This is a genomic window from Micromonospora sp. WMMD980, from assembly GCF_029626035.1.
Lineage (GTDB): Bacteria > Actinomycetota > Actinomycetes > Mycobacteriales > Micromonosporaceae > Micromonospora.
Genome location: NZ_JARUBE010000003.1, coordinates 2,370,628 through 2,383,377 on the forward strand (window position 1 = coordinate 2,370,628; position 12,750 = coordinate 2,383,377).

At 75.2% G+C, this 12,750-nt stretch carries 13 protein-coding genes; 2 read left to right on the forward strand and 11 right to left on the reverse strand.

The window, feature by feature from the left end; all coding sequences use genetic code 11:
* Positions 1-165: 165 nt before the first annotated feature.
* From O7618_RS11520 to O7618_RS11535, 4 genes are all read right to left on the reverse strand, one after another.
* Positions 166-753: a winged helix-turn-helix domain-containing protein gene (locus tag O7618_RS11520; RefSeq protein ID WP_278106045.1), complete on the reverse strand. Its 588-nt coding sequence runs from the start codon at positions 751-753 to the stop codon at positions 166-168.
* A 52-nt stretch (positions 754-805) separates the two neighbouring features.
* Positions 806-1,297, reverse strand: coding sequence for a rhodanese-like domain-containing protein (locus O7618_RS11525; RefSeq protein WP_278106047.1), 492 nt, complete (start codon positions 1,295-1,297; stop codon positions 806-808).
* 50 nt (positions 1,298-1,347) lie between these two features.
* Positions 1,348-1,800 carry a cysteine dioxygenase family protein gene (locus O7618_RS11530; RefSeq protein ID WP_278106049.1) on the reverse strand — a complete coding sequence of 151 codons (453 nt, stop codon included), beginning with the start codon at positions 1,798-1,800 and terminating at the stop codon, positions 1,348-1,350.
* A gap of 99 nt (positions 1,801-1,899) precedes the next feature.
* Positions 1,900-2,277 (reverse strand): signal peptidase I, encoded by a 378-nt coding sequence (locus O7618_RS11535; protein ID WP_278106050.1) that lies wholly within the window; start codon positions 2,275-2,277, stop codon positions 1,900-1,902.
* Between the two features lie 69 nt (positions 2,278-2,346).
* On the opposite strand from O7618_RS11535, the gene O7618_RS11540 reads away from it, so the two are divergent.
* Together O7618_RS11540 and O7618_RS11545 are read left to right on the forward strand one after the other, a co-directional pair.
* Complete coding sequence (locus O7618_RS11540) at positions 2,347-2,739, forward strand: ankyrin repeat domain-containing protein (RefSeq protein ID WP_278106051.1); 393 nt, start codon at positions 2,347-2,349, stop codon at positions 2,737-2,739.
* Positions 2,740-2,788: 49 nt separating this feature from the next.
* Positions 2,789-3,736: a DUF3500 domain-containing protein gene (locus tag O7618_RS11545; RefSeq protein ID WP_278106052.1), complete on the forward strand. Its 948-nt coding sequence runs from the start codon at positions 2,789-2,791 to the stop codon at positions 3,734-3,736.
* Here O7618_RS11545 and O7618_RS11550 read toward each other — a convergent pair.
* The 7 genes from O7618_RS11550 to O7618_RS11580 all read right to left on the reverse strand — a co-directional run bounded on the left by O7618_RS11550 (position 3,714) and on the right by O7618_RS11580 (position 12,566).
* Positions 3,714-4,472: a class I SAM-dependent methyltransferase gene (locus O7618_RS11550; protein WP_278106053.1), complete on the reverse strand. Its 759-nt coding sequence runs from the start codon at positions 4,470-4,472 to the stop codon at positions 3,714-3,716. The genes O7618_RS11545 and O7618_RS11550 overlap by 23 nt on opposite strands.
* Positions 4,473-4,819: 347 nt before the next feature.
* Entirely contained in the window at positions 4,820-5,317 is a 498-nt protein-coding gene (locus tag O7618_RS11555) for a DUF2231 domain-containing protein (protein ID WP_278106054.1), read from the reverse strand.
* A gap of 76 nt (positions 5,318-5,393) precedes the next feature.
* Positions 5,394-6,134, reverse strand: a complete 741-nt coding sequence (locus O7618_RS11560) for a GAF and ANTAR domain-containing protein (protein WP_278109974.1) — start codon at positions 6,132-6,134, stop codon at positions 5,394-5,396.
* A gap of 185 nt (positions 6,135-6,319) precedes the next feature.
* Complete coding sequence (secA2, locus tag O7618_RS11565) at positions 6,320-8,614, reverse strand: accessory Sec system translocase SecA2 (protein WP_278106055.1); 2,295 nt, start codon at positions 8,612-8,614, stop codon at positions 6,320-6,322.
* Positions 8,615-8,667: 53 nt separating this feature from the next.
* Positions 8,668-10,413 (reverse strand): ABC transporter ATP-binding protein, encoded by a 1,746-nt coding sequence (locus tag O7618_RS11570; RefSeq protein WP_278106056.1) that lies wholly within the window; start codon positions 10,411-10,413, stop codon positions 8,668-8,670.
* Between the two features lie 52 nt (positions 10,414-10,465).
* Entirely contained in the window at positions 10,466-11,554 is a 1,089-nt protein-coding gene (locus O7618_RS11575) for a zinc-binding dehydrogenase (RefSeq protein WP_278106057.1), read from the reverse strand.
* Positions 11,547-12,566, reverse strand: coding sequence for a Gfo/Idh/MocA family oxidoreductase (locus tag O7618_RS11580; protein ID WP_278106058.1), 1,020 nt, complete (start codon positions 12,564-12,566; stop codon positions 11,547-11,549). Before O7618_RS11580 ends, O7618_RS11575 begins: the two co-directional genes overlap by 8 nt.
* Positions 12,567-12,750 lie beyond the last annotated feature (184 nt).

A 12,750-nucleotide genomic window follows, 5' to 3' on the forward strand; every position in this document is an offset into this window, starting at 1 on the left:
GAGCCGAGTGCTCGCTCTGCGTACGAGGCCTGTTGATTACAGCAGAGCGGGTGGACGAGGCGTTACGGGGGGTCCCCGGGCCGGTTCACAATGGCGGGTTGCGGCGCGAACGTGAACGCGGCGTGCCCGACCGCCGGGGCACGCCGCGTGTCGGCCGGGGCCGGTTCAGGCGTCGCGGTCCACTTCGATCGGGGCGTCGTCGGCGAGCCGGTAGCCGACGCCGTACACGGTGGTCACCAGCGGCGTGTCCGGGCCGAACTTGGCGCGCAGCCGCCGGACGTGGACGTCCACGGTCCGGGCCACCGCGTGCTCGTAGCCCCAGACGTTGGCGAGCAGTTGCAACCGGGTGAACACCCGGCGGGGGTGCTCGGCGAGAAAGAGCAGCAGGTCGTACTCGATGCAGGTCAGGCCGACCTCGACGTCGCCGCGCCGCACGCGGCGGGTGCCGGCGAGGACGCGCACGCCGCCGGGCTCCGCCGGCGCGGCCGGCCGGACCCCGGCCGGCGGCGCGGCGAGACGGCGCAGGTCACGCACCGCCCCGGTGGACCGGCGCTCGTCCGGGCGGACGAGACCCTCGCCGGACGCGGCCAACTCGTCGAGCAGGTCGACCAGCCGGGCCAGGCCGGGCGTCAGCGGTCCGGCCCCCAGGTCGAGCGTGATGGTCAGGGCCGGCGCGGTACGCGGCGGGGGCGGCACGGCCCGGTCGGCACGGCCCGGTCGGGCCGGACGGGTGGTGAGGGCGACGAGGGACATGAGGGGTCTCCTGGGCGGGCGTCGCTCCGCCCCACCGGGTGCGGCGGGACGGTCAGCGGAGCGCCCGGCCGGCGGTGACCGGGGGCGCGATGGACGAGGGTCGGTGCGGCGGGGTGGGGCCGAGGGCGGGCAGGCCGGCGATGCGCCAGGCGGCGAAGCCGCCGACCACGTCGGTGGCGCGGCCCAGGCCGATGTCCTGCAACGCGGCGGCGGCCAGCGACGAGGTGTAGCCCTCCTGACACAGGACGACCACCGGCACGTCGTAGTCGACCGCCTGCGGCAGCCGGGCCGCGCAGCGCGGGTCGAAGCGCCATTCCAGGACGTTGCGCTCGACGGTGAGCGCGCCCGGCACGGTGCCGTGCGCGGCCCGTTGGCCGGCCGGGCGGATGTCGACCAGCAGCGCGCCGCGCCGGTGGGCCAGGTGCGCCCACTCGGGTTCGAGACGACGCAGCCGGGCGCGGGCGGCGGCGAGGGTCTCGTCGATCCCCCGCGAGCCGGGTGGGGGGACCGGACAGCTCTCGACGGGGGCGGGGCTCTGCGCCATGACGGCGTCCTTCCGTTCGACGGGGATCGGGGGCGGTGCGGCCGACCGGGTCACCACGCGACGCCGGCCTCGGCCACCTGGGCGACCCGCAGTCCGCCGGAGTCGAGCCGGTAGCGGGTCATCCGGCGCAGCGCGGGCCGGTAGACGTGCACGCTTACCGCGGGCTGGTCGCCGTGGTTGGTGACCTGGTGCACGTGCCGGGCGCCGAAGCGCCGGCCGGCGCCCGCGGCGAGGCGGTGCGGGCGCAGAAGGCCCCCGCTGACCGTCTCCTCGGTGAGCACGCCGGCGACGACCAGGAAGGCGCCGGACGAGCCGCCGTGGTCGTGCAGGTCGGTGCCCTGCCCGGGCAGCCAGCTCAGCGCCCACACCTCGCGCGCGCCGTCGGCGTCCAGCCGCGCGTACCAGCGTTCGGACCGGTCGAAGCTCAGCGGCACCGGCCAGCCGGTCGGGTCGGCGAAGCGGGCGGCGACGGTGAGCAGATCGGTCGGCTCGGTCCTGGTCATCGGCGGGACGTCCTCACGGTGCGGGAGCGGCGCGTGCCCCCACACGCTAGACGGTAAAACCTATAGGCTTAGTAGGTTATACCAGATGCTGGGACGCGGTCAGCGGAACAACGGCGGGTCGACCCGGTACCCGGGCACCGACGGCCAGCGGACGGTGAGCACGGTGGACTCGCGCTCCGCGTACCAGGAGTGGTCCACGCCCCGGCCCCACACCACGTAGTCACCAGGCGCGCGCAACACCACCGTGCGGTCCGGCAGCTCGACCCGGAACGCGCCGCTGACCAGCACCAGCAACGCGGTGCGCCGCTCGCCGGTGGCCCACCGCGAACGCGTCTCCCCCGCCGGGTGCACACCCCACTTCACCTCGACCTCGGTGCTGTGCCGCACGTCGCCCTCCGGCTTGAAGTGACCCAACAGCCAACCGGCGTCGGTCGCCCCGTCCACCGCCGCGTTCCCCGCATACACCCGACCGTCCATGACCGCCCTCCCGTATCCGGCTGCGCAAGCTACCAGGCGCGGCCGGCCGCGACGCCCTAACCTGGGCGGATGCCCGACGAACTGGACGCCGCGACGATCGACTTCGCCCACCGGATGTTCGACCTGGCCCGGGCCGGCGCGACCGAGGAACTGGCGGCCAACGTGGACGCCGGACTGCCGGTCAACCTCACCAACGGCAAGGGCGACACGCTGCTGATCCTGGCCGCCTACCACGCCCACCCGGAGACCGTCTCCGCGTTGCTGGCCCGCGGCGCCGACCCGGCCCGGGTCAACGACCGGGGGCAGACCGCGCTGGCGGCGGCCGTGTTCCGGCAGAACACGGCGGCGGTACGGGCACTGCTCGACGCCGGCGCCGACCCCGACCACGGCAGCCCCTCGGCGGTCGAGACCGCCCGGTTCTTCACGCTGCCCGAGATGCTGGCGCTGCTCGGCCGCGGTTGACGCCCGCGGGCGGGTATACAGGGTCGGTGGAGGATCCCTACCCGAGCAGATGCGCGCCGCCACGGCGTTGCTGGCGACGCTCGACGACCCGGCCCGGCGGCGCGCCCGGCACGACTTCGACGACGAGCCGGCCCGGCGGTGGCTGGAGTACCGTCCCCGGCCCCGCCCCGGAATCGCGGTAGCCGACCTCGACGTCACCGCCCGCAAGGCCGCGCACCGGCTGCTCGCCACCGCGTTGAGCCCGGCCGCCTACGCGCAGGCGATGGCCGTGGTGGCGCTGGAGGAGGTGCTCGACCGGGCGGAGGGCTGGCGGCGCGGCCGGCACAGCGGTGACTACTGGGTGGCGGTCTTCGGCGACCCGGCGCGCGACGACCGCTGGGCGTGGCGCTTCGAAGGACACCACCTGTCGGTGAGCATGACCGTCGCCGACGACCAGGTCTCCCCCGCCCCGGTCTTTCTCGGCGCGAACCCGGCCACGGTGCGGCACGCCGGTCGACCGGTCTCCCGGCCGCTGGGCCCGGAGGAGGACCTGGCCCGCGAGCTGCTGGACGCGCTCGGCCCGGGCGGGCGCGCCGCCGCGCTGATCGCCGAGCAGGCGCCGGCCGACATCATCAGCGCCACCCGGGTCACCGCGCCCGGCCGGCTGGAACCGCTCGGCGTGGCGCGGAGCCGGCTCGGGGCGAGCGGCCGCGCGCTGCTCGACCGCCTGGTCGCGCTCTACCTCGACCGCCTCCCCGCCGAGCTGGCCGCCCAGGAGGCCGCCCGGCTCGACGGCGGCGAGCTGCACTTCGCCTGGGCCGGCCCGGTCGAGCCGGGGCGGCGGCACTACTACCGGGTGCAGGGCGACGACCTGCTGATCGAGTACGACAACACCACCGACGACGGTAACCACGCGCACACCGTGCTGCGCCGCCCGGCCGGCGACTTCGGCGCCGACGTGCTGGCCGCGCACCACGCCGCCGCGCACCGCCAGGTCACCGGCGACGCGCCTCGATGAGGAACCGCCGGGCGTGGGCCACGAACCGGCCCTCGGCCCGGATCCGCTCGTCCAGCCGGCGCAGCGCGGCGCGGTGCCCGTCGACCGTGAAGCCGGGCACGGTCCAGACCACCTTGCGCAGGAACCACACCACCGCACCGATGTCGTGGAAGACCGTCCGCAGGGTGGCGCTGCGCAGGTCGACCACGGTCAGCCCGGCGGCCTCGGCGGCGGCCACCGCGTGCTCCGGGTGGCGGTGCTCCGGCGGCGGCAGCGGCCCGAGGACCGCCTCGCTGAGCTCCCGCACCGTGCCGGGGCCGATCTGCTGGGAGAGGTAGCTGCCGCCGGGCCGCAGCACCCGGGCCACCTCGTCCCACCAGGTGTGCACCGGGTGCCGGCTGACCACCAGGTCGAACGCGGCATCACGGAACGGCAGCGGCGGGCGCTCGCCGACCCGGACCACGTGACCGCCGACCCGGCGCAGGGTGCGCCGGGCCACCGGCACGTTCGGGGGCCACGCCTCGGTGGCGACCAGCAGCGGCGGCGGCGCGGGCGCCTCGGCCAGCACCTCGCCGCCGCCGGTGTCGATGTCCAGGGCGGCGTCGACGGCCGCGAGCCGGGCGCCGACGAGACGCGCGTAGCCCCACGGCGGGCGTTCCTCGGTGGCCCGACCGGCCAGCCAGGAGAAGCCCCACCCGTCGACCGGCGCGGCCTCCGCCTCGGCGACCAACTCGTCGAACCCGCGATCGATGACCATGCGCCGAGCCTGCCGCCGGACGGCGCCGGCCGGCAACGCGATTTCCGTGTCCGGCTCGGCTGCGCGTTGCCCGCGGACGCCGGTGTGTGCGCCGGCCGGCGCGAGTCTGCGGGCCCGTTGGCCCGGGTATGCGGGCCGGGCAGGCGGGCGTGCCCGGGCGGACCCGACCTCGGCGCCGTCTGGTCACCCAACGTAATGGCCCGGGGACAAGCGTCACCTCGACAGTGACATACCTCCTGGTCAAAAATATGACCAGGAGGTATGTCGCGTCGACCTCACATGTCCTGACCGCCGCGACGCGCCCGGCGCCCCCACCGGGACGCGGCGACCAGGTTGCTCAGCGGTGGTCAGAAGGGGCGCGGACGGGCGATCTCGACGGTGGCGCCGGGGATCGCCTCCAGCCCGGCCGGCTCCGCGGCACGACCCGAATCGGACTGCTGCATCAGCCGCGCGCCCAGGCCCACGCCGACCGCGCCCACCACCAGCGCGACCAGCTCGACGGCGAGCTGGCCCCCGGTCGCGCCGCGCTGCGGCGCGTGCGCCCGGATCAGGCAGGTGAGCAGGAACATCGCCGCCATCACCGCGTTGACCAGGTTGAACGTGACAGCGGTCCGGTTGGCCCGGCCGATCCGCACGTCCCACAGGTCGACCAGCCCGGCGACCGTCGCGAGCCCGGCCGCGACCAGCGCGGCGACCGCCGTCCAGTAGCCCACCTCGCCCAGGAAACCCGGGCCGCCGACGACGTCGGCCAGGTCGAACACGGCGGCGCTGACGAAGAGCCCGAACGGGAACGTCACCAGCATCGGTTGGATGGGGTGCCCCTGCACCCGAAGTCGGCTGTCCATCGCGTTCTCCCCACGTCGGCGCAGATCACCAGTCCAGGGTGCTACCCGACGCCCCGCGACGCGAAACGACTGTCGGTCAGTTGTCCCGAGGTCGGGAGACGGTGAGCACGAGCCGCTCGGCCACCTCGCGCAGCGGGATGTCCAACGAGGAGGCGGCACTGCGGAGCACGTCGAGGGCCTCCGGCGCGGGACAGCCCCGCTGAGTCATGATCACCCCGACCGCCTGGCCGACCACGCCCTCGGCCAGCAGCGTGCCGTCGAGCTGGTCGGCGCGGGCGGCGGCCCGCTCCCGGTCCCGGACCGCGGCGAGCAGCAGGCCGGCGTGCTCGGCCAGCAGCATCGCGGTGAGCTGGTGGCTCGGCGTGAGCGCCTCCGGGGACGGCGCGTACAGGTTGATCGCGCCGATCACCTGCTCGTCCACGTCCACCGGGGCGGAGATCACCCCGTGCACGCCCAACGCGCGGGCACGCGCGCTCCAGGTCGGCCAGCGGGTCTCGTCCGCCAGCCCACCCGCAGTGATCATCTCGCGGCGACGGATGGCGGTCAGGGCCGGCGTGTCCGGGCCGTGCCGCAGGTCGTCCAGCTCGGCCCGGTGCGGGTCGGACGCGGCCACCCCGGCCGGCTCACCGGCGCGCAGCGCGGTGAAACCGCAGCACTCGACGCCGGGCACCGCGTCGCGGGCGATCCGGACCAGCCGGTCCAACGCCTCGTGGAAGTCGGCCACGGCGATCAGACCGGCGGTCAGCTCCCGCAGCAGCGCGGCGGTCTCCAGCACGCCCAGGTCGTCGGTCATCGGCTGGCAGGCGTCGAGGTTCACCGCGACGAGGCCCCCACCGCCCCCGCGTCCGTCCACGCGGTCTCCCCGTCCGGCGCCGTCGCCTGTCCCATGTCCGTCCTCTCTCTGGCCGAGCCCCGGCCTACTACCCTGCCGGGTCGGCGTCGAAACCGCGCAAAAGGGCCCCATCCGACCGTGCCCGGCCGGATGGGGCCCCGCGAAACGGGTCAGCGGGACCCGGAGATGAGCCGCCGGCCCACCGACGCGATCAGCCGGTCCAGCTCGGAGCCGAACGGGTTGTCGTGCACCAGGTAGGTCCAGGTGGCGCTCGGCCGCACCAGCTTCGACGCGTCCGGCTCCCAGCCCTCGTCGAACTCGGTCTCCTCGAACGTGGCGACGGTCCGCGTCTCGATCTCGGGCATCAGCGCGTTGAACGCCGGCACCGCGCTGCGGTGGAACTCGTCGAGCGGGTCGAGGCGGCCGAGCGCGCGCAGGTGCACGCCCTCGCGCACCTCGGACAGCTCGGCCAGGTGCTCCGCCCAGAGCCGGTCCAGGTGGTAGAGGGCAATCTTGCGGGCCACGTCGGCGAGCAGGTCCTCGTCCATCTCGCTGGCCTTCTCCGGCACGCGCTCCAGCAGCATGAGCGCCGCGATGTCGGTGGTCAGCAGCCGCTCCCGCCGCTCCGCGAGGGCCTTGCGCTGCTGCTCGATCACGTGGCTGTAGCGCCAGGTGTTGCGGTGGATCTCGTGGTTGACGCCCTCCGCGACCCGCTGGGCGTGCTCCACCGCGTAGTCGACCTGCGCGTCGGTGACCAGGCCGTCGGCGTTCATCCGGGGCGAGGCCGGCACCGTGTCGCCGGCGTGCCGGGCGACCAGGTCGTCCTCCAGGCTGACGAAGAAGACCGACCCGCCCGGGTCGCCCTGGCGACCGGCCCGGCCCCGCAACTGGTCGTCGACCCGGCGGCTGTCGTGCCGGCCGCTGCCGATCACGTAGAGGCCACCCAGCTCGGCCACCCGCTCCCGATCGGACTGGTCGCTGCCGCCGAGCCGGATGTCCACGCCCCGGCCGGCCATCTGGGTGGAGACCGTCACCGCGCCGTACGCGCCGGCCTCGGCGATGATCCCCGCCTCCTCGTCGTCGTTCTTGGCGTTGAGCACCACGCACGGCACGCCGGCGGCCCGCAACGCGGTGGCCAGCCCCTCGGACTCCTTCACGTCGAGCGTGCCCACCAGCACCGGACGCCCCGCCTCGTGGCACCGGGTGATCTCGTCGACCAGCGCCTCCTCCTTCTCGGCGCGGGTGGCGTAGATCCGGTCCGACTCGTCCTCGCGGACGCACGGGGTGTTCGGCGGGATCACCGCCACCTCGAGGCCGAAGAACTCGCGCAACTGGTCGCCGACGAGCACCGCGGTCGCGGTCATCCCGCAGACCGTCGGGTAGAGCGCGATGAACGCCTGCACGGTGACCGTGCCCAGCACCTCGCCCTCGGCGGTGGCGTCCAGCCCCTCCTTCGCCTCGACTGCCGCCTGCAGCCCGTCCGGCCAGCGGCGGCGCTGGGCGACCCGGCCACGCATCTCGTCGATCAGCTCGACCGAGTCGTCCCGGACGATGTAGTCGACGTCGCGGTGCAGCAGGGCGTGCGCGTGCAGCGCCACGTTCACCGCGGAGAGCTGCCCGACGTGCTCGGCGTCGTAGAGGTCGATGCCGCCCAGCTTGGCCTCGACGGTGGCCAGGCCCAGCGAGGTGAAGGCGACGCTGCGGCCGTCCTCGGCGACGGTGTAGTGCTTGCCCTTGCGCAGGCCGCGCACCAGGGCGGCGGCGGCGTGCACCGGATCCTGCTCGCCCGGCACCGCGCCGGCGAGCACCATCGGCACCCGGGCCTCGTCGATGAGGATCGAGTCGGCCTCGTCCACGATCGCGGTCTTCAGCGGCGGCTGCACCCGGTCGGCCAGGTCGGTGGCGAGTTGGTCGCGCAGGTAGTCGAAGCCGGCCTCGCTGACCGCGACGTAGGTGACGTCGCAGCCGTACGCGGCGCGCCGCTCCTGCGGCGTGGATGCCTCGTTGACCCACCCGACGGTGAGCCCGAGCAGGGTGTAGACCGGCTCCATCCACTCCGCGTCGCGGCGGGCCAGGTAGTCGTTGACGGTGAGCACGTGCACCGGCCCGTTGCCCAGCCGCACGTGCCCGTACGCGGCGACGGTCGCGGTGAGCGTCTTGCCCTCACCGGTGGCCATCTCGGCGACCTTGCCGGACAGCAGCGCCATGGCGCCGAGCAGCTGCACGTCGTAGGGGCGCTGGTCGAGCCCGCGACGCGCCGCCTCCCGCCCGACGGCGCAGATCTCCTCGTACTTCTCCGCCCGACCGGCGGCCTCGGTCAGCTCGGCGTCGGAGAGCTGCTCCAGCTCGGCCTCCCGGGCCTCGATCGCCGGCAGCAGCTTCTCCAGCGGAGCCAGGTCGACGGTCGTCCCCGGGCGCTGGAGGAAACGGCGGAACCTGGTCTTCATCCGTTGCGACACACCCATGAGCCGCAACGGTACGCGAACCGGAGCCGATTGTGACCCCCGACCCGGACGGATCAGGCCACGAGCAGTTGGTGGGTGGCCAGCTCCCGGTAGAGCGGGCTGGTGGTGGTCAACTCGTCGTGCGTGCCGACCGCGACCACCCGGCCGCCGTCGAGCACCACGATCTGGTCGGCGTCCACCACGGTGGAGAGGCGGTGCGCCACGATCACCAGGGTACGGCGCACCGCGACCGCGTCGATGGCCCGGCGCAACGCCGCCTCGTTGCGCGCGTCGAGGTTGCTCGTCGGCTCGTCGAGCAACAGCACCGGCGGTCCGGCCAGCAGCGCCCGGGCGATGGCCAGCCGCTGCCGTTCCCCGCCGGAGAGCAGCACCCCACCCTCCCCCACCTGCACGTCCAGCCCGTCGACGGTCCGGTCGGCCAGGTGGCCCAGGTTCACCTCGTCGAGCACCGCACACAGCCGGTCGTCGGTGGCGTCGGGCGCGGTGATCAGCAGGTTGTCGCGCAGCGTGCCGGCGAGGACCGGCGCCTCCTGCTCGACGTAGCCGAGCCGGGCCCGCAGCGCGTCGCGGGGCAGCTCCCGCACGTCCACGCCGTCCAGGCGCACCGCGCCCTCGTCCACCTCGTAGAAGCGCTCGACCAGGGCCAGCAGCGTGGACTTGCCGGCGCCGGACGGACCGACGAGCGCCGTCCGGGTGCCGGCCGGCACGGTGAAGCTCACCTCGCGCAGCACTGGCGGCCCGCCGGGATAGCCGAAGCCGACCCGGTCGAACTCGACCCGCGCCGGCACGCCGGCGGACGGTGCGACCGCCGCGCCCGGACGGTCGTCGACGGCCTCGTCCGGCACCGCGAGGATCTCCTCGATCCGGGCCAACGCGCCCAGACCGCTCTGCAACTGGGTGTACGCGTGCACCGCCTGGCCCAGCGGCAGCACCAGGAAGAACAGGAACATCACGAACGCGACCAGGTCGCCGACGCTGATCGCGCCCGCCGCCACCCGGGCCCCGCCCACGGCCAGCACCAGCAGGAACGCGCCCTGCACGGTGACCGTGCTGGCCGGGCCGACCACCGCCTCGGCGCGGGCCACCCCCAGCCCCGCCCGGTACGCCGCCGTCGCGCTCGCCACCACCGTCCCGGTCTCCCGCCCCTCGGCACGGCTGGCCCGGATGGTCCGCGCCGCGGAGATCGCCCGCTCGACCGCCGAGGTCATCTCGCCGACGCGTTCCTGGGCCCGGCGCGCCAGCCCGCGCACCCGGCGGGCGACGGTGACCGCGAAGACCACGCCGAGCGCGACCGCGCCCAGCGTCACCCCGAACAGCAGCGGGTCGAGCAGCAGCATCGCGGTGCCGGCGCCGAGCACCATCACCGCCCCGGTGACGGTCTCGAAGAGGCCCGAGGTGACGACCGCCCGCAGCAACGTCGTGTCGGCGCCCACCCGGGACAGCAGGTCGCCGGTACGACGCCTGTCGTACTCCACGATCGGCAGCCGCAGCAGGTGCCCGGCCAGCCGGCGGCGCACGCCCAGGACGAGCCCCTCGGCGGTGCGTTGCAGCAGAAAGTCGCGGAGCCCGCCGAGCAGCGCGCCGGCCACCACCAGGGCGACCAGCGCGACCACCAGCGTGGCGGCCGGGCGGTCGGCGGTGATCCGGTTCAGCAACTTGCGGGTGAGCAGCGGCTGGGCGAGCGCGGCGGCGGACCCGGTGAGCGACAGCGCGCCCACCGCGACCAGGGTGCCGCGGTGGGCGCGCAGGTAGGGCAGCAGAGCGGCGAGTCCCGGCGTCGGGCCGGCTTCGGCGGTCATGACCGAACGGTAGCCGGGAGCCGCACCGGGCCGACCGGTCGCCGCGTCACCGTCAGCCGGTCAGCACCACCTGAAGCTCCGAGCGGCGGCGTTCCGCCAGCTCGGTGAGCAGGCTCGGCGCCTCGTCCAGCGGCGCCACCGCGGAGACGAGGTGCTTGCGGATCTGGTCGCCGTGCTGGCGCAGCAGCTCCACCGTCTCGGCGGAGAGCCGCTCCCGGTCCCAGGTCGGGGCGAGCCCGCGCGGCACCCGCCCGATCTGCGCGCAGCGCAGCGACAGGCCGTTGTGGTGGAACTCCTCGCCGAGCCGGACCGCGTCCGCGCCGCCCTGGTAGAAGGCCAGGTCGATCACCGTGCCCTGCGGGCGGAGCAGGCGCAGCGCGAGCTGCAACGCCCAGTCCTGGCCCCGGCACTGGAAGACCACGTCCGCACCGCGGTCGCCGGCGGCGTGGTTCCACCGGGTCTTGAGCACCACGGCCGGGTCGTCCGCCGCCGGGTCGAGCGTCTCCAGGCCGAGCGCCTCGGCCACCTGCCGCCGCGCCGGGGTCGGATCCACCACCACCACCGAGGCGGCGCCGTGGCGGCGGGCGAACAGCGCGGTGAGCAGCGCGACCACGCCACCGCCGACGACCGCCACCCGCCGTCCCCGGACGCCGTCGCCGAGGGTACGCACGTCGGTGCCGCACAGGTCCGCCGCGGCGTGCAGCAGCCCGTTGGCGCAGATCGGTCCCATGTGCGCGACGTAGACGCCGAGCAGCGGGTCGAGGTCGTCGGGCAGCGGCACGAACCGCTCGGCGACCGGGTCGGCGACCCAGCCGCTGCGGTGGCCGTACGTCATCGCGCCGACCGTGCCCACCGCGACCGCCGGGGTGCGGCTCTCCACCACCCGGCCGACCTGCATGTAGCCGAGGCGCTCGACCGGGTACGGGGTGCTCGCCCCGCCCGGCCGGAACAGCCCGAGGCCGGCGTCCCAGGTGACGTGCAGATAGGGGTTGGTGCCCTTGACGAAGCTCAGCTCGGTGCCGGCGGACACGCCGCTGTAGAGCGTCTGCACCCGGAACGTGCCGTCGCGCAGCTCGGCCGCGTCCCGCTCGACCAGCTCGACCCGGCCCGGTCCGCTGACCACCACCACCCGGTCACGCATCGACGGCCACCCCCGCGTCGGTGTCCGCCACGGCGGCGGTGAGCCGGGCCGCCGGGCCGGTCGGCAACGCCACCGGCCGGCCGGTGCGCGCCGACTCCGCCACCGCCAGCGCGAGCCGCTGGGTGCGCAGCGCCTCGGCGTACGGGACCCGCACGTCGTCGCCGACGCCGCGCACCGCGTCGACGAAGGCCCGGTCGACGGCGACCCGGGCGGCGTCCGGGTCGGCGGGCAGGTGCCGCTCGCCGTCGGCGTCGCGCACGGTCAGGCCGTCCTCGGCCAGCGACAGCGCCAGCCCGTCGGCGAGGATCTCCAGGCCGGCCCGGTGCTTCCAGGTGAGCACGCAGGCGGCGGCGAGCGTGCCCACCGCCCCGGAGGCGAACCGCAGCGTCGCGGCGGTCACCGAGTCGATGTCGGCGCCGTCGACCGGTGGCGGCGTGCCGTCGCCGTACGCGGTCACCTCGGTGACCTCGCCGACCAGCAGCCGGACCAGGTCGAGCACGTGCGCGGCCTGCTCCACCACCGGGCCGCCGGAGCGGTCCCGCCGCGCCCACCAGGCAACCGGGGGCACCTTGTCCAGCCAGGCGCCGTTGACCATCCGCACCGGACGGTCGGCGAGCAGCCGCCGCGCCTCCTCCACCACGTGCAGGTAACGCCAGTGGTGGCCGACGCCGGTGCGCAGCCCGGCGCGCTCCACCAGGGCGGCGATCCGCTCGGCCGTCTCCAGGTCGACGGCCACCGGCTTCTCCACGAACATCGGCACGCCGGCGGCGACCACCGCCTCCTCGGCCGGGCCGTGCGCGAACGGCGGCACGCACACGTACACCGCGTCCGGGCCGGCGGCGAGCAGCTCGGCCACGTCGGCGAAGACCTGGCCGCCGTACGTGCCGGCGAGCGCCCGCGCCGCCTCCGGCGCGACGTCCGTCACGCCGAGCAGTTCCACATCCTCGAAGCCGGTGAGCACGCGGGCGTGGCGTTGCGCCACCCCGCCGGCCCCGACCAGTCCCACCCGCATCCGACCGCCCTCTCACCGTCACCGACAAGCTGCGCCTGAGCACTCCCCCCGCCGGCTTCGCGGCAAACCGGCGGGCCCGCAACGTGACGTTCATCTGCCGGGAACCGACCGGTACGCACCTAGTGATCAAGTAGTTGAGCATTATCCGGTTAGCGCGGGCTCGCCACTGGGAAACAAGAGTCCG

Excerpts from the sequence above, each read along its gene's own strand:
- O7618_RS11530 (WP_278106049.1), bottom strand. The coding sequence starts at position 1,800 with ATGACCAGGACCGAGCCGACCGATCTGCTCACCGTCGCCGCCCGCTTC.
- O7618_RS11535 (WP_278106050.1), bottom strand. The coding sequence starts at position 2,277 with ATGGACGGTCGGGTGTATGCGGGGAACGCGGCGGTGGACGGGGCGACC.
- O7618_RS11525 (WP_278106047.1), bottom strand. The coding sequence starts at position 1,297 with ATGGCGCAGAGCCCCGCCCCCGTCGAGAGCTGTCCGGTCCCCCCACCC.
- secA2 (WP_278106055.1), bottom strand. The coding sequence starts at position 8,614 with ATGGGTGTGTCGCAACGGATGAAGACCAGGTTCCGCCGTTTCCTCCAG.
- O7618_RS11575 (WP_278106057.1), bottom strand. The coding sequence starts at position 11,554 with ATGCGTGACCGGGTGGTGGTGGTCAGCGGACCGGGCCGGGTCGAGCTG.
- O7618_RS11570 (WP_278106056.1), bottom strand. The coding sequence starts at position 10,413 with ATGACCGCCGAAGCCGGCCCGACGCCGGGACTCGCCGCTCTGCTGCCC.
- O7618_RS11545 (WP_278106052.1), top strand. The coding sequence starts at position 2,789 with ATGCGCGCCGCCACGGCGTTGCTGGCGACGCTCGACGACCCGGCCCGG.
- O7618_RS11550 (WP_278106053.1), bottom strand. The coding sequence starts at position 4,472 with ATGGTCATCGATCGCGGGTTCGACGAGTTGGTCGCCGAGGCGGAGGCC.
- O7618_RS11580 (WP_278106058.1), bottom strand. The coding sequence starts at position 12,566 with ATGCGGGTGGGACTGGTCGGGGCCGGCGGGGTGGCGCAACGCCACGCC.
- O7618_RS11520 (WP_278106045.1), bottom strand. The coding sequence starts at position 753 with ATGTCCCTCGTCGCCCTCACCACCCGTCCGGCCCGACCGGGCCGTGCC.
- O7618_RS11555 (WP_278106054.1), bottom strand. The coding sequence starts at position 5,317 with ATGGACAGCCGACTTCGGGTGCAGGGGCACCCCATCCAACCGATGCTG.
- O7618_RS11540 (WP_278106051.1), top strand. The coding sequence starts at position 2,347 with ATGCCCGACGAACTGGACGCCGCGACGATCGACTTCGCCCACCGGATG.